This window comes from uncultured Salinicola sp. (assembly GCF_937921195.1).
GTDB lineage: Bacteria > Pseudomonadota > Gammaproteobacteria > Pseudomonadales > Halomonadaceae > Salinicola.
Genome location: NZ_CALFQK010000096.1, coordinates 1 through 17,675, shown reverse-complemented (window position 1 = coordinate 17,675; position 17,675 = coordinate 1). Strand labels below are relative to the sequence as shown.

The 17,675-nt window shown below is 62.5% G+C and carries 18 protein-coding genes; 13 read left to right on the top strand and 5 right to left on the bottom strand.

The window, feature by feature from the left end; genetic code table 11:
- The first annotated feature begins 19 nt into the window (after nucleotides 1-19).
- The 10 genes from Q0602_RS08425 (at nucleotide 20) to Q0602_RS08380 (ending at nucleotide 10,435) form a co-directional block, all read left to right on the top strand.
- Nucleotides 20-1,150 carry a beta-ketoacyl-ACP synthase III gene (locus Q0602_RS08425; protein WP_298841506.1) on the top strand — a complete coding sequence of 377 codons (1,131 nt, stop codon included), beginning with the start codon at nucleotides 20-22 and terminating at the stop codon, nucleotides 1,148-1,150.
- Complete coding sequence (locus tag Q0602_RS08420; protein WP_298841504.1) at nucleotides 1,150-1,896, top strand: VacJ family lipoprotein; 747 nt, start codon at nucleotides 1,150-1,152, stop codon at nucleotides 1,894-1,896. The genes Q0602_RS08425 and Q0602_RS08420 overlap by 1 nt, the downstream gene beginning before the upstream one ends.
- Nucleotides 1,897-1,900: 4 nt before the next feature.
- Nucleotides 1,901-3,052, top strand: coding sequence for a PP2C family protein-serine/threonine phosphatase (locus tag Q0602_RS08415; RefSeq protein WP_295038457.1), 1,152 nt, complete (start codon nucleotides 1,901-1,903; stop codon nucleotides 3,050-3,052).
- Nucleotides 3,045-3,551 carry an STAS domain-containing protein gene (locus Q0602_RS08410; protein ID WP_295038459.1) on the top strand — a complete coding sequence of 169 codons (507 nt, stop codon included), beginning with the start codon at nucleotides 3,045-3,047 and terminating at the stop codon, nucleotides 3,549-3,551. The genes Q0602_RS08415 and Q0602_RS08410 overlap by 8 nt, the downstream gene beginning before the upstream one ends.
- Nucleotides 3,552-3,808: 257 nt before the next feature.
- Nucleotides 3,809-5,023, top strand: coding sequence for a Bcr/CflA family multidrug efflux MFS transporter (locus tag Q0602_RS08405; RefSeq protein ID WP_295038462.1), 1,215 nt, complete (start codon nucleotides 3,809-3,811; stop codon nucleotides 5,021-5,023).
- Nucleotides 5,024-5,351: 328 nt separating this feature from the next.
- The gene (pstS, locus tag Q0602_RS08400) at nucleotides 5,352-6,395 is read left to right on the top strand and encodes a phosphate ABC transporter substrate-binding protein PstS (RefSeq protein WP_298841501.1); all 1,044 of its coding nucleotides are present in this window, start codon (nucleotides 5,352-5,354) and stop codon (nucleotides 6,393-6,395) included.
- 104 nt (nucleotides 6,396-6,499) lie between these two features.
- Nucleotides 6,500-7,438 carry a phosphate ABC transporter permease subunit PstC gene (gene pstC, locus Q0602_RS08395; RefSeq protein WP_298841499.1) on the top strand — a complete coding sequence of 313 codons (939 nt, stop codon included), beginning with the start codon at nucleotides 6,500-6,502 and terminating at the stop codon, nucleotides 7,436-7,438.
- Nucleotides 7,439-7,458: 20 nt separating this feature from the next.
- Complete coding sequence (pstA, locus tag Q0602_RS08390; protein ID WP_295040827.1) at nucleotides 7,459-8,310, top strand: phosphate ABC transporter permease PstA; 852 nt, start codon at nucleotides 7,459-7,461, stop codon at nucleotides 8,308-8,310.
- A gap of 20 nt (nucleotides 8,311-8,330) precedes the next feature.
- On the top strand, nucleotides 8,331-9,155 hold the full coding sequence (pstB, locus tag Q0602_RS08385; protein WP_295040829.1) for a phosphate ABC transporter ATP-binding protein PstB: 825 nt from the start codon (nucleotides 8,331-8,333) through the stop codon (nucleotides 9,153-9,155).
- A gap of 173 nt (nucleotides 9,156-9,328) precedes the next feature.
- Entirely contained in the window at nucleotides 9,329-10,435 is a 1,107-nt protein-coding gene (locus Q0602_RS08380) for an AI-2E family transporter (protein WP_298841495.1), read from the top strand.
- A gap of 103 nt (nucleotides 10,436-10,538) precedes the next feature.
- Here Q0602_RS08380 and trxA read toward each other — a convergent pair whose 3' ends face one another.
- A complete protein-coding gene (trxA, locus tag Q0602_RS08375) occupies nucleotides 10,539-10,862 on the bottom strand; it encodes a thioredoxin (RefSeq protein ID WP_110602432.1) in 324 nt (107 codons plus the stop codon).
- A 243-nt stretch (nucleotides 10,863-11,105) separates the two neighbouring features.
- Here trxA and cysB point away from each other — a divergent pair, with 243 nt between their 5' ends.
- Nucleotides 11,106-12,074 (top strand): HTH-type transcriptional regulator CysB, encoded by a 969-nt coding sequence (cysB, locus tag Q0602_RS08370; protein ID WP_149437854.1) that lies wholly within the window; start codon nucleotides 11,106-11,108, stop codon nucleotides 12,072-12,074.
- Nucleotides 12,075-12,161: 87 nt separating this feature from the next.
- Here the strand turns inward: cysB and Q0602_RS08365 are convergent, their stop codons facing one another.
- The 4 genes from Q0602_RS08365 to pabB form a co-directional block, all read right to left on the bottom strand.
- A complete protein-coding gene (locus Q0602_RS08365; RefSeq protein ID WP_298841490.1) occupies nucleotides 12,162-12,782 on the bottom strand; it encodes a phosphoadenosine phosphosulfate reductase family protein in 621 nt (206 codons plus the stop codon).
- Between the two features lie 166 nt (nucleotides 12,783-12,948).
- Nucleotides 12,949-13,731, bottom strand: coding sequence for an ABC transporter ATP-binding protein (locus Q0602_RS08360; RefSeq protein WP_298841487.1), 783 nt, complete (start codon nucleotides 13,729-13,731; stop codon nucleotides 12,949-12,951).
- Entirely contained in the window at nucleotides 13,728-14,807 is a 1,080-nt protein-coding gene (locus Q0602_RS08355; protein ID WP_295040685.1) for an iron ABC transporter permease, read from the bottom strand. The genes Q0602_RS08360 and Q0602_RS08355 overlap by 4 nt, the downstream gene beginning before the upstream one ends.
- 52 nt (nucleotides 14,808-14,859) lie before the next feature.
- Nucleotides 14,860-16,284 carry an aminodeoxychorismate synthase component I gene (gene pabB, locus Q0602_RS08350; protein ID WP_298841483.1) on the bottom strand — a complete coding sequence of 475 codons (1,425 nt, stop codon included), beginning with the start codon at nucleotides 16,282-16,284 and terminating at the stop codon, nucleotides 14,860-14,862.
- A 337-nt stretch (nucleotides 16,285-16,621) separates the two neighbouring features.
- Here pabB and Q0602_RS08345 point away from each other — a divergent pair, with 337 nt between their 5' ends.
- Both Q0602_RS08345 and Q0602_RS08340 read left to right on the top strand, forming a co-directional pair.
- Nucleotides 16,622-17,368, top strand: a complete 747-nt coding sequence (locus Q0602_RS08345; protein WP_295040682.1) for a GntR family transcriptional regulator — start codon at nucleotides 16,622-16,624, stop codon at nucleotides 17,366-17,368.
- Nucleotides 17,365-17,675 (top strand): isocitrate lyase/phosphoenolpyruvate mutase family protein (locus tag Q0602_RS08340; RefSeq protein ID WP_298841477.1); only part of this gene is annotated, 311 nt, incomplete at its 3' end. The genes Q0602_RS08345 and Q0602_RS08340, both read left to right, overlap by 4 nt.

Genomic DNA, 17,675 nt, shown 5'->3' with positions numbered 1-17,675 from the left:
CCGCGGGAGGTAATAGCCGATGACGCAAGCCGTGATTACCGCGACGGGCCTGTTCACGCCGCCGGATTCGATCGATAACGCCGAACTGGTCGCCAGCTTCAATACCTGGGTCGACGCCGAAAATTCGCGGCACGCGGCAGCGATCGAGCGGGGCGAGCGCGAGCCGCTGGCGCACTCCAGCGAAGCCTTCATCCTCAAGGCGTCGGGTATCGAAAGTCGCTACGTGATGGAAGCCGGCGGGATTCTGGATCCCGAACGCATGCGACCCCGGATTCCACAGCGCGCCAACGACGCCCTGTCGGTACAGGCCGAGATGGGTGTGGCCGCGGCTCGCCAGGCGCTGGACAAGGCGGGCTTGCGTGCCGCTCAGCTCGACCTGATCATCGTCGCCTGCTCCAACCTCCAGCGCCCGTATCCGGCGGTCGCGGTCGAGGTCCAGGCCGCGCTGGGCGCCGGCGGCTACGCGTTCGACATGAACGTGGCCTGCTCCAGCGCGACGTTCGCCATCGACATGGCCACCAACGCCATCCGTGCCGGCAGCCTGGAGCGGGTTCTGGTGGTCAACCCCGAGATCTGTTCGGCGCATCTCAACTTCCGTGACCGGGACAGCCACTTCATCTTCGGTGACGCTTGTACCGCCATCGTGCTGGAGGCCGACCATCTCGCCCAGGATCGGGAGCACTTCACGGTATTGGGAACGCGCTTGAAGACACAGTTCTCCAATGCCATTCGCAATAACTTCGGATTTCTCAATCGTCTTGCCGACGAAGGGCACGATGCGCTGGACAAGCTTTTCGTCCAGGAAGGGCGCAAGGTGTTCAAGGAGGTCTGCCCGATGGTCGCTTCGTTGATCCTCGATCATCTGGAGAGCCAGTCGCTGACCGGGGACTCGGTCAAGAAACTGTGGCTGCACCAGGCCAACCGTCACATGAACGACCTGATCGCGCAGCGCGTGCTGGGCCGCGAGCCCTCGCTATCGGAAGCGCCGGTGATACTCGATCGCTATGCCAATACCAGTTCGGCGGGATCGATCATTGCGTTTCATCTGCATCGTGACGACCTTCAGGACGGCGACGTGGGGGTGGTGTGTTCCTTCGGTGCGGGCTACAGTGCGGGCAGTGTGATACTGCGTAAAGGGAATGCGTGTTGATGAAATCGATCCATTGGCTGGGCGGCGCCTGTGTCGCCGCGGCGCTGAGCGGTTGCGCCTCGACCGGGGAAGAATCGAATCCCCAGGATCCGTGGGAGGGCTTCAACCGGGGTGTCTATCAGTTCAACGATACGCTCGATCGCTACGCGCTCAAGCCGGTTGCGCAGGGATACGACACCATAACGCCGGATCCGGTTCAGGATGGCGTTGGCAATTTCTTCTCCAACCTGGGGGAGATTCGCACGGTCTTCAACAGCATCCTCCAGTGGGAATGGGGCAATGCCGGCGTCGCTTCCGGACGCTTTCTGGTCAACACCGTGCTGGGTGTCGGTGGCGTGCTCGATCCGGCCACTCGCATGGGGCTGGACGAGAACGAAGAGGATTTCGGCCAGACCCTGGGCGTGTGGGGGGTCGGAAGCGGCCCGTACCTGGTGCTGCCGATTCTGGGGCCGAGCACGGTTCGAGACACCAGCGGCCTGCCGGTCGATATGTACACTTATCCGGTCACCTATGTCGAAGAGGACAAGTGGCGTTACGGCCTGACCTTCCTGCGCTACGTGGATCTGCGCGCCGGCCTGCTCGACCAGGAAGCGCTGATCCAGGGAGATCGCTACAGCTTCATCCGCGACGCCTATCTCCAGCGTCGCCAGTTCGAGGTCACCAACGGAGCGGCTGGCGAGGATCCGTTCGCCAGCGGCGGATTCGGTGACGATTTCGAATATAGTGAAGACGACTTCGCCGAGTAGATTTGTGTCCAATACGCTGTCGGACGAGCTGCCTGTGATCGGTCTGATCGATCTGCCGGGACCGGACCGTGAACGCTTGATCGAAGAACTCTCCCGTCTCGACATCGTGGTGCGGGCCGCCGTCTCGGTTTCGACGCTGCCGGCGCATTGCGATCTCGTGGTGGCACACGTGCGAGCGGTGTCGCACGACGGGTGGGAGCGGCTGGCCGTTGGGCGTCCGACCATCGTCATCAGCGAGAGCCGGCGCGACAACGACCTGCACAAGGCGCTCGATGCCGGGCTGATCGATTACCTGGTCGAACCGCTCAAGCATGTCGACATTCTGCGGCGCTTGGTCGAACGGGCCCTGGAACTGACGCGGCTGTCCCGCGATCACAGTGAAAGCCGGGCGGAGCTCGAAGCGTTGAACGATCGTCTCGAAAGGCATCTCGAGATGCTCCGGGACGACCAGCGGGCAGGTGGGCACGTGCAGCGCAAGCTGCTGCCGCCGCCGGGTGTCTCGCACCTCGGCGTGCGCTGCGACTACTGGTTCGCGCCTTCGCTCTATCTGTCGGGTGACTTTCTCGATTTTCAGCGATGTGACGACCGCTACAGCTTCTTCTATTTTGCCGATGTCGCCGGCCATGGCGCCTCTTCCGCCTTTGTCACCGTGTTGTTGAAGTATCTCTGCAATCGCTGGCTGGCCCAGTGGCGGACGCTGCTGCCGGAAGCGTTTCCGTCCCGGTGGCTGGGCGAGCTCAACCGGGAGCTGCTGGAGACCGGCATCGGCAAGCACGCCACGGTCTTTGCCGGTGTGCTGGACCACGAGCGTCATTTTCTGCACTATGCGCTCGGCGCCCAGCTGCCGATGCCGATTCTCCAGGCGGAGGGGCGAAGCGTATACCTGGGGGGAGAGGGGCCTCCGGTGGGGTTGTTTCCCGATGTGGAGTACCCCATCTACGGGTGTCCATTACCCGAGTCTTTCCGACTCTGGTTCTGCTCCGATGGCGTTCTGGAATGCCTGCCGGAGGGTTCATTGAACGCGCGGCTCAAGGAACTCGAGCACCGCACGGCACACTGCACCAGCGTCGACGATCTGAGGGAAGGGTTGGCGTTGGGGGATCCTCTGCCGGATGATCTCAGCATGATGACATTGAGTGGTTTCGACCATGATTGAAGGGCGGATCAGGGCGGCCTTCGAGTCGGGCGTATTTGTGCTCAAGCTGTGCGGCGACGTGCGCTTGACGCTATGTGCGACACTGGATGCCGAGGCGCAGCGCCTGGCGGATCTGCCGGGCTTGCGGGCGGTGATGGTCGACCTGCGCGAGGCGACCAACGTCGACTCCACTGCACTGGGGTTCCTGGCCAAGGTGGCGATGGCCGTCCAGGGGCGATTGGACGACCCGCCCACGATCATCGCCGAGCACCCGGACGTTCGGCGGATGCTGGACGTCATGGGGTTCGCGCGTTACTTCACGCTGCTCGAAGCGCCGTTGACCGAGCCGGCGGAGCTGGATGAGCTGCCTCAGGTCGAAGCCGACGAGAGCGGCATTCAGCAGCGAATCCTGGAAGCCCACCGCATCCTCATGCGCATGAGCGAGCACAATCGACACGAGTTTCAGCCGTTCGTCGAACTGCTCGAATCACAGCGTGTCGACGCCCCCCCGCACGGTTGATCTGCTCGACCGAGGGCCGTAACGAGTGACGATCCCCGCGACGCGGGCGTCTGCTCCTGCGCCATCGCCCCGATGATCGACAGTACGCCTTCACTGCCAGGCCGGACCGTACTGGCCTCGAACGCCTGTCCGGGCGAGCGGGGCTCTTTCAAGCCGCGCCCGGGCAGTTTCCGTCTGTCGAGCACGACAACGCTGCCTCGAAGCCGGGCGTACGGCGGGATGCCGATCAGCAACAACTCGATCTTGAAGGAGAACATGTGACGATCTTGAGCGCACGGCGGCTGGCGTTGCTGGTGGCTGCCAATACGGCGCTGGCACCGCTGGCGATCGATGCCTACCTGCCGGCAATGCCTGCTCTCGCGACGTCGATCGGTGCCAGCGTGCACCATACCGAGCTGTCGCTCAGCGTCTTCCTGCTCGGATTCGCACTCGGGCAACTGGTCTGCGGCCCGCTGTCGGATCGTTTCGGTCGCAAACCGGTATTGATGATCGGGTTGGGCGTCTTCCTGGTCGCCAGCCTGGCGCTGACCCAAGTGGGCTCGCTGGCGACGCTCTGGGGATGGCGCTTCGTGCAGGCGCTGGGCGGTGGTGCGTGCGTGGTGAATTCCGCCGCCATCGTGCGCGATCGCTTCAGTGGTCGGGAGGCGGCCAAGGTGATGTCGACCATGGTCATGATCCTGATGATGGCGCCACTGGTGGCGCCAGCCATCGGCAGCGCGCTGCTGCACCTGGCGGATTGGTGGCTGATCTTCCTGTTTCTCGCCGTCTACGCCGCTTTCGTGCTGTGGTTGCTTGGGCGCTATCTGCCCGAGACGCATGGTCGCGATCCGAGCGCACCCTCGGCGCGGCAGATTCTGGGGAACTACGTCAGCGTACTACGCCACCGAGAGGCAATGGGCTACATCGGGGCGGTATCGATGTCGTTTGCCGGCATGTTCGCGTTCATCACCGGCTCCCCCTATCTCTACATGGAGCATTACGGGCTCTCGACCACGCTTTATCCGTTCGTATTCGGTGCCAATATCCTGATCATGGCGTCCTCAAGCCGGCTCAATATCCGATTGTTGAAGACCCGCACCCCGCAGCAGAACCTTCTTCTGGGCCTTGGGGTCCAGTTGACTGCGGGCGTGTTGCTGGTGGTGATGGTGGCAACGGGTCTGGACTCCATTTTCACGATCGCCCCGCTGATGGTGGTTTTCGTGGGGATGCAGGGGTTGATCAGCCCCAACGCCATGTCGTCGATGCTGGACCATTTCCCCCGCATGAGTGCCACGGCAACGGCGCTGCAGGGCTGTCTGCAGTTCACCTGCGGCGCCGTCTCCGGGGCGCTGGTCGGCGCCTTCGAGCTGGCCAGTGCCTGGCCGACGGTGCTGACGATGCTGGGCGCCACGCTGCTGGGCAACGTCGCGGTGCGGGCGCTGGCTGGCCGGGCGCTCAAGCAGCGCGTCGCAGCCGAGGAGCCGGCCACCTGAGCCGTTACCTGAAGCGGCGTCATCGTTACTCGTCTTGACGCTTGTCATTTGATTGTCATTTAACCTTGTCATGGTGGGTGCCGCGAAGGTTGCCATCCATGCTCTCCAGGCTGCACCTAAAGAACCATCGACGACTCTGGGGATTCGGGAGATCGTTCGGTGGTTTTTTTCTTTCGGACAATCACGACGGTCGAGTTCATCTTTTTCATCGATGACACCGCTGTCATAAAACTGTCACGGCACTGACGTACGGTTTGCGCTGAGAGTGCTGGCAACCTTCGCAACGTCGTTATCGCTCACGCATCCAAGGTGGAAACAGGATATCGCTATGCTTAAACACGTCTTCGCAACGCTCATTTCCGGATCGCTGGTTCTGGGCGCCGCTGGTGTCCAGGCTCAAGACGCCATCACCGGCGCTGGCGCAACCTTCCCGTACCCGGTCTATTCGCAGTGGGCGGACGCCTATCAGGACGAGTCCGGCATCGGCCTCAACTATCAGGCTATCGGCTCCGGCGGCGGCATCCAGCAGATCGTCGCCAAGACGGTCACCTTCGGTGCCAGTGACGCGCCGATGACCAAGGAAGAGCTGGACAAGAATGGCCTGATGCAGTGGCCGATGGTCATGGGTGGCGTGGTCGCCGCGTTCCATGTCGAGGGGATCGAGGGCGGTTCGCTCAACCTGGACGGCCCGACACTGGCCGACATCTACCAGGGCAAGATCACCAACTGGGACGACGAGGCCATCGCCGAGCTGAACCCGGACATGGACCTGCCGGACACCCAGATCACGCCGGTCTACCGCGCAGAGGGCTCCGGAACCAACTTCCTGTTCACTCACTACCTGTCGCAGGTCAGCCAGGACTTCGCCGACAACGTGGGCGAGGGCAAGTCCGTCGCTTGGCCGGCAGGCGTCGGCGCCAAGGCCAATGCAGGGGTGGCCAGCCAGATCGCCAACACCAACGGTGCGATCGGCTACGTCGAGTTTGCGTACGCCGCCCAGAACGATCTGAGCCTGGTGCACCTGAAGAACAAGGCGGGCAAGGTCGTCGCGCCGAGCATGGAGTCGTTCATGGCTGCCGCTGCCAACGCCGACTGGAAGAATGCGCCGGGCATGTATCTGGTGCTGACCAACCAGCCGGGCGACGAGAGCTGGCCGATCACGGGCGCCTCTTTCATCCTGATGCACAAAGAAGTTCAGGATGCGGAGGCTGCCGGCCAGGCGCTCAAGTTCTTCGATTGGGCCTACAAAAATGGTAACGACATGGCGCAGGAGCTGGACTACGTGCCGATGCCGGAGAACGTTGCCGACATGGTTCGTGACAGCTGGAGCGAGATCAAGGGCCCGAATGGCGAAGCCGTCTGGAACCCGTGATTCTTGACTGACGTGCCGCGACGGCAGGCGGGGAACCGCCTCCGTCGCGGCGCTGTATCGGAACCCGCCTGAAGGCGGTAAGTGGCAAGTGACGAGGAACGAAGATGGCCACCACCAACGCGATTCAAGCCAGCGGTCTGGGGCATCTCAGCGATGCCACCCGCAAGCGGCTGCAACGAAAGGCACGCATCGATGTGTGGTTCGAGCGTACGTTGTTCGCCTTTGCTTTTGCCGTACTGCTGCTGCTCGGTGCGATCATCGCGTCACTGATGTTTTCCAGCTGGCCTGCGATTCAGCGCTACGGACTGGATTTCTTCACGGAAAACCGGTGGGCGGCGAATGTCGAGGTCTTCGGCGCTCTGCCGGCGATCTATGGAACGCTGTTGACGTCATTCATCGCCATCGTCATCGCCGTGCCGGTCTCGTTCGGCATCGCGATCTTCCTGACCGAGCAGTGCCCGGGGTTCCTGCGACAGCCGCTGGGTACCTTGATCGAGCTGCTGGCGGGAATTCCTTCGATTATCTACGGCATGTGGGGCATGGAGGTGCTGGCACCGCTTTTGCGCACCTGGTTTCCCACGGTCTTTCCCGCCGGCACCGGCCTGGCGACGGCGGGCATCATTCTGGCGGTGATGATCATTCCCTTCATCACCGCCGTGACCCGCGACGTCATCAATACGGTTCCAGCGGTCATGCGCGAATCCGCCTATGGACTGGGCTGCACCACCTGGGAGGTGACCCGGCGCGTCATCCTGCCCTCGGTGAAGGGCGGGCTGGTCGGCGGCGTCGTGCTGGGACTGGGACGTGCGCTAGGGGAAACGATGGCGGTGACGTTCGTCATCGGCAATAACCTGTTCCTCAGCACCACCCTGACGGGGCAGGGGACCTCGATCGCGGCGCTGATCGCCAACCAGTTCTCCGAGTCCGACGGGACACAGCGTTCGGCGCTGCTGGCGTTGGGTCTGATTCTGTTCCTGATCACCTTCGCGGTGCTGGCTTTCGCGCGTTACCTGTTGCGCAACAGCACCGGTCGCCACGCCTGAGCGGCGGGAGAGAAAGAACCATGGATATCAAGCAAACGCCACTCTATCGTCGCCGCAAGCGCCTCAATCAGTTGGTGATGGTGCTCTGTCAACTGGCGACGGTGATCGGTTTCGTCTTTCTTTTCGCCATCCTCTTCACCTTGGTGACCAAGGGGATCGGGTCGATCTCGCCGTCGACGTTCGTCGAGCGCACCCGCATGAACGGCGGGGGGCTGGGCAACGCGATCTGGGGGACTTTCCTCATGACCTGCGCCGCCACGGTGATCGGGACCGTGATCGGTGTCGCCGCCGGTACCTGGCTGGCGGAATACAGCGGCAAGGGCTTGATGGCCAAGGTGATCCGCTTCATCAACGACATTCTGCTTTCGGCACCTTCGATCATCATCGGCCTGTTCATCTATGCCGTGGTGGTGGTCCCGATGGGCAACTTTTCCGGCTGGGCCGGCGTACTGGCGCTGACGGTCATCATCGTGCCGGTGGTCATCCGCTCGACGGAGGACATGTTGCGCTTGATCCCCAACTCGCTGCGGGAAGCGGCCGCCGCGCTGGGTGCCCATCGCTGGTGGATCATCGTGCGGGTCTGCTACAGCGGCGCACGTGCCGGCATCATGACCGGAATTCTGCTGGGGTTCGCACGCATCAGCGGCGAGACGGCGCCGCTATTGTTCACGTCGCTGAACTCCAACCAGTGGAACTTCTTCGACCTGGGTAGCGAGATGGCCAACCTGCCGATGACCATCTACCAGAACATGACGATCAACGCCTTCATTCCCGACCTGGTCGCTCTGGCCTGGGGCGGGGCATTGATCCTGACCGCTGCCATCCTGATTCTGAACATTGCGGCGCGCTACTTCTCGCGCCAGCGTTCCTGATTCCCAGCTGCGAGACCGCCATGACAGCCGATATTCATCTCGACCAGAAGCGCGACACCGGCGCCGTTGAAGCGGCAGCCGTATCGCAGATCGCCACCAAGCTGCGCGTCAACGACCTGAATCTCTATTATGGAAAGTTCCAGGCGATCAATAATGTCACCATGGAAATTCCCGAACGCCAGGTCACGGCGTTCATCGGGCCGTCGGGTTGTGGCAAATCCACCTTGATCCGTTGCTTCAACCGGATTCACGACCTGTACGAGGGGATACGCACCGAGGGCCAGATCCTGCTCGACGAGCATGACATCTACGACTCGGGGATCGACCTCAACCTGCTGCGCTCCCGGGTCGGCATGGTGTTTCAGAAACCGACGCCGTTCCCGATGTCGGTCTTCGACAACGTTGCGTTCGGCATTCGCCTCTACGAGAAGCTCTCCGCCCGGGATCTCGAGGAGCGGGTGGAGTGGGCCCTGCGCAAGGCTGCCCTGTGGAACGAGGTCAAGGACAAGCTCAAGCAGAGCGGTCAGGCGCTCTCGGGCGGCCAGCAGCAGCGCTTGTGTATCGCGCGAACCATCGCCGTGAAGCCCGAAGTGATTCTGCTCGACGAGCCGACCTCGGCACTGGATCCCATCTCGACCGGGTACATCGAGGACCTGATCAACGAGCTCAAGAAGGACTACACGATCGTCATCGTGACCCACAACATGCAGCAGGCGGCACGAATCTCCGATATCACCGCGTTCATGTATCTGGGAAGCCTGATCGAGTGTGATGACACCACCAAGATATTCACCCAGCCGAAAGAGTCCCGGACTGAGGATTACATCACCGGCCGTTATGGCTGATCGCTCACGATCGTAGCCATACCCTGGGAATCTGGCGCCCTCGAGTCGACGACTCGGGGGCGCTTGTCGTCAGGCCCAAGGCCGGCTTCGAAGTTTGCGCCGCAGCAACGTACCCGCGGCGGGATCGTGCTAATGTCGTGGCCCACAGGACGTGTACCACCAGGATTTTGCTTATGTCGCCCGGACAGGAACCCGCTTTTCGTAACGTTCCCTTCAATTTGATGCTGACGCTGGCGTCACTGACGATCATCATCGCGGGGATGCGCGCAGCGGAAAGCCTCATCATCCCGATTCTGCTGTCGCTGTTCGTTGCGGTGATCTGCACCTCGCCGGTCCATTGGCTCTATCGACGCGGTGTCAATTCCTACGCGGCAGTCCTGATCACTCTGCTGATACTGGGAGGGTTGCTGGCGCTGTTCGGCACCTTGCTGGGCAACAGCTTCACGATGTTCATGGATAGTTGGCCCGAGATGCAGAAGCAGCTGGAAGGCCACTACCTGACATTGCTGGAGTGGCTGGCGAATCAGGGGCTTTCGGTCTCCCCGCAGCAGTTGTCCAGCATGGTCGACGACTCCGGAGATCAGAACTGGGTGTCCGGCTTTATCAGTGGGCTAGGTCTGGTGCTGTCCCAGAGTCTGGTCATCCTGCTGATGGTCAACTTCATGCTGTTCGAGACGCTGGATTTCCGGCAGAAGGTGGCCAGGGCGCTAACCAATCCGGGGCCGAGCCTGGAGCGATTCACGGAGTTCAGCTACAACCTCAAGCGCTACATGGCAGTGAAGACGGCGATCAGCCTGGTCTCCGGCGTGCTGGTCACCATCTCGGCCTGGCTCGTCGGCGTCGAGTTCGCCCTGCTGTGGGGGGCGCTGGCTTTCATTCTCAACTACATCCCCAACATAGGTTCAGTGCTGGCCGCGGTACCACCGGTGTTGCTGACGCTGGCGATGCCGGAAGGCGGGGTCGTGAAAGCGATGACGCTGGCGGGCGCCTACCTGACCATCAACTTCGTGCTGGGCAACATCGTCGAGCCGCGTGTCATGGGGCGGACGATGGGGCTCTCGACGTTGGTCGCCTTTCTCTCACTGGTGGTCTGGGGCTGGATCCTGGGCCCGGTGGGAATGCTGCTGTCGGTTCCGCTGACCATGACGCTCAAGATTGCGCTGGACAGCCATCCCGAGACACGCTGGATCGCCAAGATGCTGAGTCCTTCGGAGCGCCGCCGTCGCCACCAGCGCAAGGTCCAGGAAGCGCTGGACGAACTGGAGGAGGAGGTGGAATAGCGCCCGTGACTCGAGCCCGCTCTGCCGATCTTGCTGCTTCAGGCACAAGAAAGCCGCGCTCCCGGGAGCGCGGCTTTCTTGTGAAGAGCGGCGTATCGAGAGGTCAGCCGTTCTGTTCGAGGAACTGCGTCAACTGGGATTTGGACTGGGCGCCGACCAGTGATGCCACCTTGGCACCGGACTTGAACAGCATCACGGTGGGGACGCCGCGGACACCGTGCTCGGAGGCGATCTCCGGGGCGTCATCCACGTTGACGCTGACGACCTTGATGTCATCCGCTTTCTCGTCGGCGACTTCGTCGACGACGGGCGCCATCATCTTGCAGGGGCCGCACCACGGCGCCCAGAACTTGAGCAGCACCGGCTTGTCCGCGTTCAACACTTCCTGCTCGAAATTGGCGGTGGTGACATCGACATTGTTGGACATGACGTTAACTCCTGCAGACATTGCGCTCTTTTCGAGCTGATGGAGGCGATGTTAGCCCTTGCACAGGGTGGTGGCAAATCTCACGGTTTATCGGGACGATAGCGCCAGGTTATTAAACGTCTCTTTTTCATACCCAATTGTGGCGATCCTTTGGCTCTTCACGCCCTGCGACTTATTGCGTAAAGTAATCCATGTCTTGTTTTTTATGCCGTTTTGACGATTCTGGAAGCCACGAGGTTGCTCATGAAGCTCCAACAGTTGCGCTATGTATGGGAAGTGACACGGCATCAGCTCAATGTCTCGGCGACCGCCCAGAGCCTGTTCACGTCACAGCCTGGAATTTCCAAGCAGATTCGCCTGTTGGAAGACGAGCTTGGCGTTGAGATATTCGCGCGTAGCGGCAAGCATCTGACTCGGGTCACGCCGGCGGGAGAGGCGATCGTCGAGCTGGCCGGCAAGGTATTGCGGACGGTCGATGACATCAAGCACGTCGCCCAGGAACATAGTGACGAGCGCCGCGGCAGTCTGGCGATCGCCACCACGCATACCCAGGCGCGCTACGTGCTGCCCAGCGTGATCGGCGAATTTCGCCAGAAGTATCCGGATGTCGCCCTTCACATGCAGCAGGGAACGCCCAAGCAGATCGCCCAGATGGTGAGCGAGGGGTCGGCGGATTTCGCGATCTGCACCGAGTCCCTCGAGCTGTTCAACGACCTGGTGTTGCTACCGTGCTATCGCTGGAACCGCTGTGTCCTCGTCCCCAAGGGGCATCCCCTGGCGAGCGGTGAGTTGACGCTCGAACGGGTGGCCGAGCATCCGCTGGTGACCTACGTCTTCGGTTTCACCGGCCGCTCTCAGCTCGACGACGCGTTCAAGTCCCGTGACCTGACCCCTAATGTCGTTCTCACCGCAGCCGATTCCGACGTGATCAAGACTTACGTGCGACTGGGTCTCGGCATCGGCATCGTCGCCCACATGGCGGTCGACCCGGTGGCGGACAGCGATCTCGTCGCGGTGGATGCTTCGCATCTGTTCGAGAGTTCCACCACCAAGATCGGCATTCGCCGCGGCACTTTCATGCGGACCTACATGTACGACTTCGTCAAGCGCATGGCGCCGCACCTGGATAGAGAGACCGTCGAGCGCGCGCTGGCGGCGGGCCCGCGACACGAGGCCGAGCTGTTCAAGGGAATTCAGCTGCCAGTCCTTTGAGAGTCCGCTCCCCGGGGATCCGACACGCGCCCGAATGCAAGGAGCCCCGCCAGTGGCGGGGCTCCTTGCGCTCTATTCCGATGCGAGTCAGTGCTGCAGATGCAGCCCGCACTCGCGCTTTTCCTCGACCTTGGTCGGGTCGAAGTAGTCGAAATTGTTGGGCAGATCGTGCTGCTGCAGGTACTGGTACATCTGCTTGGCGGTCCAGTGCAGCACCGGCGCCACCTTGAGCAGGCCGTCGGCATTGCGTGACAGTGGCTGCATGCGCGAACGCTCCGGAGTGTCTTCGGCCCGCAGCGCCGTGAACCAGATGTCCGGCGCCGTCTCGGCCAGCGCGCGACGGAAGGGCTCGAGCTTTACCTCCTCCGTGAACGCCGCGTGGCGTGGGTCGCCGATCTCCGGAGTCGGGCCCTCCACGGACTCGCGATGGGCCCGAGAGCGATGCGGATGGTAAATGGTCAGGTTGAGATCGAGCCGCTTGGTCAGCTCCTCCGCGAAGCGGTAGGTTGCGGGGGTGTTGTAACCGCTATCCATCCAGACGATGGGGATGTCGGGACGAACGCGAGTGACCAGGTGCAGGATCACGGCCTCGAACGGGCGGAAATTGGTGGTGCAGATCGCCTTCTGATCCAGGCCCAGTGCGAATTCGGTAATGGCCAGGGGATCGTGACCGATTTCACGATTGAGAGCATCGAGGTCGAACGCCATGAGTGACTCCTTTGGAGGGCGCGTCTGAGTTGCCGACGAGGCCCGCCGAGGTAAGTGGGATGGCCGTCACTCTACCAACCCTCTTCAGGCGTGGACCAATACCGTTTGGTTAGATTGATATATAACCAAATTATCTACATGGTGGCGCGAACTGATCTTCTGATTATTAAGCGCCGAGTGGGCGCAGTGCCGAGAGGGGCGTGATACGCGGCGGGCCATCCGCTGGCCAGTCAACGTGGGCATCAATGGCGTAGATCTCCCGCAAGCGAGCTGGCGTCAACACCTCTCCCGGTTTTCCGCTGACCACCCGGCGTCCCTCCTTGATGACCCAGAGGTGATCGGCAAAGCGCGCGGCCAGGTTGAGGTCGTGAATGGCCAGAATGACGGTGATCGCTTCCCGGCGCGCCAAGCGCTGCAGGTAATCGAGTACCTGCAACTGGTGATGGAGGTCCAGTGCGCTGGTCGGCTCGTCGAGCATCAACAGTGCCGGGCTGCGTACGATGGCCTGGGCGATGGCGACGCGCTGGCGCTGGCCGCCGGACAGCGCCACCAGCTCGCGCTCGGCAAGTGGTTCGAGTTCCAGCGATGTCAGTGCGCGTTCGACGGCCGAGAGGGCCTGGGCGGCGGGTTCGGCCACCTGGGTTCGACGCGCGAGCAGAACGGCCTCGAACACGCTCAGCGCGGCCTGGGTGCCGGTGTCCTGGGGGAGGTAGTAGAGTCGCCGGCTGCGTTGCTCGAGCGGTAGCGCATCGATTCGCTCACCGTCGAGGAGGATGCGCCCGCTGGCACGCTCGATGCCGGCGATCGCCTTCAGCAACGTCGATTTTCCCGCCCCGTTGGGGCCGATCAGTGCCGTTATCTCGCCGGGTCGCGCGGTCAGGTCGGAGATATCGCGCAGTACCCGGTGTTTTCCCAGCGAGCAGTCGAGCCGCTCGATTCGCAGGTTCATCGCCAGATCTCCTTGCGCGAGCGCAGGATCAGCGAAACGAAGAACGGCAGGCCGATCAGCGCGGTCAAAATGCCGATCGGCAGCAGAATGCCGGGAATGAGCGTCTTCGAGAGAATCGAGGTCAGTGAGAGGATCAGCGCGCCGGTCAGTGCGGACATCGGCAGGAAGACGCGCTGGTCCTCGCCGACCACCAGGCGAGCGATGTGCGGCCCGACCAGCCCGACGAAACCGATGGTCCCCACGAACGCGACCGCAGTCGCCGAAAGCAGCGCACAGCAGAGCAGCATGCGCAAGCGCAGCCGGCCGACGTCGATACCCATGGACTTGGCCTGGATCTCTCCCATGCGCAGGGCCGTCAATTGCCATCTGGCCCGGATGAAGATCGGCATGGTGGCAAACAGCGCCAGGGCCGCCAGCGCCACTTTCCCCCAGCTTGCCTTGCTCAAGCTGCCCAGCGACCAGAATACGAGTTGCTGCAGGGACTCGGCGGAAGCGACGTACTGGAGCATTCCCAACAAGGCATTGAAGAAGAACATGATCGCGATCCCCATCAGCACCATCGTCTGCACGCTGACGCCTTTCAGCCGGCTCAGCGCCCAGATCACCAGCGAGGCGAACATGGCCAGGATGAAGGCGTTGGCAGTCAGCAGCAGCGTGCCGGCCACCGGCAGGAGTCCGAACCCCAGCACGATGGCGAGCGCTGCCCCAAAGCTGGCTGCGGAAGAGATCCCCAGCGTGAAGGGGTCGGCGAGGGGATTGTTGAGCAGTGTCTGCATTTCCGCGCCAGCGACGGCAAGACTGGCGCCGACGACGATGGCCATCGTCGCGACCGGCAGCCGGATCTCCCAGACCACGACCTGCAGCACGCGGGAAGCCTCCGACGGCATTGCCAGCGTCTTCACCACGTCGATTAGCGGATAGGCGCCTGGCCCGGTGGCGATATCGATCATCAGCGAGACCAGCGTGGCCATCGCGGTCAGCGCGATCAGCCAGTACTGGCGGCGCTGACGGGCGAGGTAGCGATGGACCGTGGTTTCGTGGGTCTTGGCACGGGATGAAATCGTCGTGGCTTTCAAGGTGGGGTTCGTTGTTTGGCGATGGCGTCGGGCAGCGTAAACCAATGGAATGTTATTGGGAATCGTTCTCGACCTGATGAGGGGCCGTCAGTGCCTGCATCAATCGTTCGATCTTGGCGAGCGTCTCCCGGTATTCGGCTTCCTCGTCCGAATCCGCCACCAGCCCGCCGCCGCCCCAGATATGCAGGGTATCGCCGTCGGAGACGACGGTGCGTATCGCGATCGAGGTGTCCAATCGACCACGTCGGTCGAGATAGCCCAGGCTGCCGCAGTAGACGCTGCGCTGACTGGGTTCGAGCTCATCGATGATCTGCATCGCGCGATGTTTGGGCGCGCCGGTGATGGAGCCCCCGGGAAAAGCGGCGGCCAGCAGGTCCAGCGGTGTCGCGGGGGAAGCCAGCTCACCGCGCACGACGCTGACCAGATGGTGGACGTTGGCGTAGCTCTCCAGTCCGCAGAGCTGCGGGACCGTAACGCTGCCGGGGCGGCAGACGCGGCCCAGGTCGTTGCGCAGCAGGTCCACGATCATGACGTTCTCGGCACGATCCTTGTCGCTTCGCTGAAGCTCGAGCGCCAGGCGCCGGTCTTCATCGGGCGTCGACCCGCGAGGGCGAGTGCCCTTGATCGGCCGGGTCTCGACCTGTCCATCGACGACGCCGATGAATCGTTCGGGCGACAGGGACAGGATCGCCTTGTCATCCCAAGCGAGATAGCCGCCGTAGGGCGTGGGCGTTGCGCGACGGAGGCGGCGATACGCTTGCCAGGTACTGCCCTCGAAACGGGCGGTGAAGCGCTGTGCCAGATTGATCTGGTAGCAGTCGCCAGCATGGAGATAGTCGATGACGCGCTGGAAGCGTCTGGCGTAGCCGCAGCGGTCCATATCGCCGACGAAGGCCCCGATCAAGGTGAAGTCCGACGAAGCGGGCGTCGCGGCGTCGTTCAGCCACTCCATTACCTGCCGGCGGCGTTCGGCGGTCGCGACCATCCAGGTACGCCGTGCCTCGTGATCCTGGATCAGCGCCCAGTCGTAGAGCCCGAGCCTGGCCGAGGGCAGCTCTGGCCCCGGGCGACGATCGATGTGACGTGGGCGGTCGCTCTTGTCTTGCGCCGTGGTCAGTGAATAGCTCCAGTGGCCGATCAGCCCACCGATAAAGGGCAGGTTGGAGGTCCGTGCGGCAAGGGAGGCGGGCAGGCGTGGCAGCCACTCGGCTTCGGCATGGTCCAGCAGGGCGCGCTGGGCCGCGAATGGTTCTTCCGGCAGGGATATCGATGGCTGGCATCGAGTTCGACCGTCGTCGATGGTCAGTGTCGCCAACGGGTCGCTGCTGAGGATGTCGAAGCGGCCGCCCGGGGCGTCAGGGCGGCCGCTGTCCAACAGCACGACACCTGGACGTCGCTGCAGTCGCTCGAAGAGCGGGCCCGGATCGGGCGCATAGGGGAAGTCGGCTATCTCGAGCCAGGGTCTCGCGCCAGCCATGAATACCTTTTCCAGACGAATGAACGACGACCCGGCGTCGATAGCCGCGCCCAGGATAGCGGGCAGTTTACGCCGGCCGGCAAGTTTATCGGGAGTCGTAGTGATGAGCGAGCCCTCCACGCGCTGCGCGAACGGGCAATATCCGGCATCGAGACGCCGCGCGGGCGGGTGCAGCAGTGGAGGGGCGCGATAAGCGGGACCTCAAATTGTCGACAATTCCGAGATTCCCATTTTTTGTCTCTCGACTAAAGTGCCATTTAATGAGCGTTATTTTACGTTGCCCGAGAAAAAAGCCGCGCCTATGATAGGAGTACGCCCTCTTATTGTTAACAACTTAATGTCCCAATCCCATTTTGACAGTCACGATGCCGATACCGAGCTGCCGGTGGTTCGCACACTGGCCGAGCGTGTCTTTCACCAGCTTCAGCGCGCGATCGTTCGCGGCGAGCTGCCTCCCGGTACCCGTATCACGGAGCCGGAGCTCTCTTCCCATTACGGTATCTCCCGCGGGCCCCTGCGGGAAGCGATGCGTCGGCTGGAAACCTATCGGCTGATCGAGCGCGTGCCCCATGTTGGTGCCCGTGTCGTCAAGCTTTCGATGGATGAGCTGCTGGAACTGTTCGATGTGCGCGAGGCGCTGGAGAGTATGGCGGCGAGGCTGGCGGCGACTTCGATGACGGCCGAGGAGATTGCGGGACTGCGCGGCGTTCTCGCCTTTCACGAACGGCAGGAAGACTTGGCCAGTGGCGAAGCCTACTACCAGCGGGAAGGCGATCTCGACTTCCATTACCGCATCGTGCAGGGCAGCCACAATCGTATGCTGATGACGCTGCTGTGCGATGACCTCTACTATCTGGTGCGGCTCTATCGTACCCAGTTCAGCGCCAAGGGCTCCCGGCCGCAACGCGCCTTCGTCGAGCATCATCGCATCGTCGACGCGATCGAGGCGGGTGACGCCGAGCTCGCCGAACTGCTGATGCGTCGCCACGTCAGCGCTTCCCGCGAAAACGTCGCCGCCCACTACGCTCGAACGCTGGTGGAAGAGCCGGCGCCTTCTCCCCACACCTCAAGGATCGAATCATGACGTCATCGAGTCCCGGTGCACGCTTTCGGGCTGCGCTAGCCGCCCATCGTCCGCTTCCCATCGTCGGTGCCATCAACGCCTACAGCGCGATGATGGCGAAGGCGGTCGGGCACCATGCGCTCTATCTCTCCGGCGGTGGCGTGGCCAATGCGTCCTACGGGCTGCCGGATCTGGGCATGACCACGCTCAACGATGTCGTGGAAGATGCCCGCCGCATCACTGGCGCCTGTGACCTGCCGCTGCTGGTGGATATCGATACCGGTTGGGGCGGGGCTTTCAATATCGCACGAACGATCAAGGAGATGGA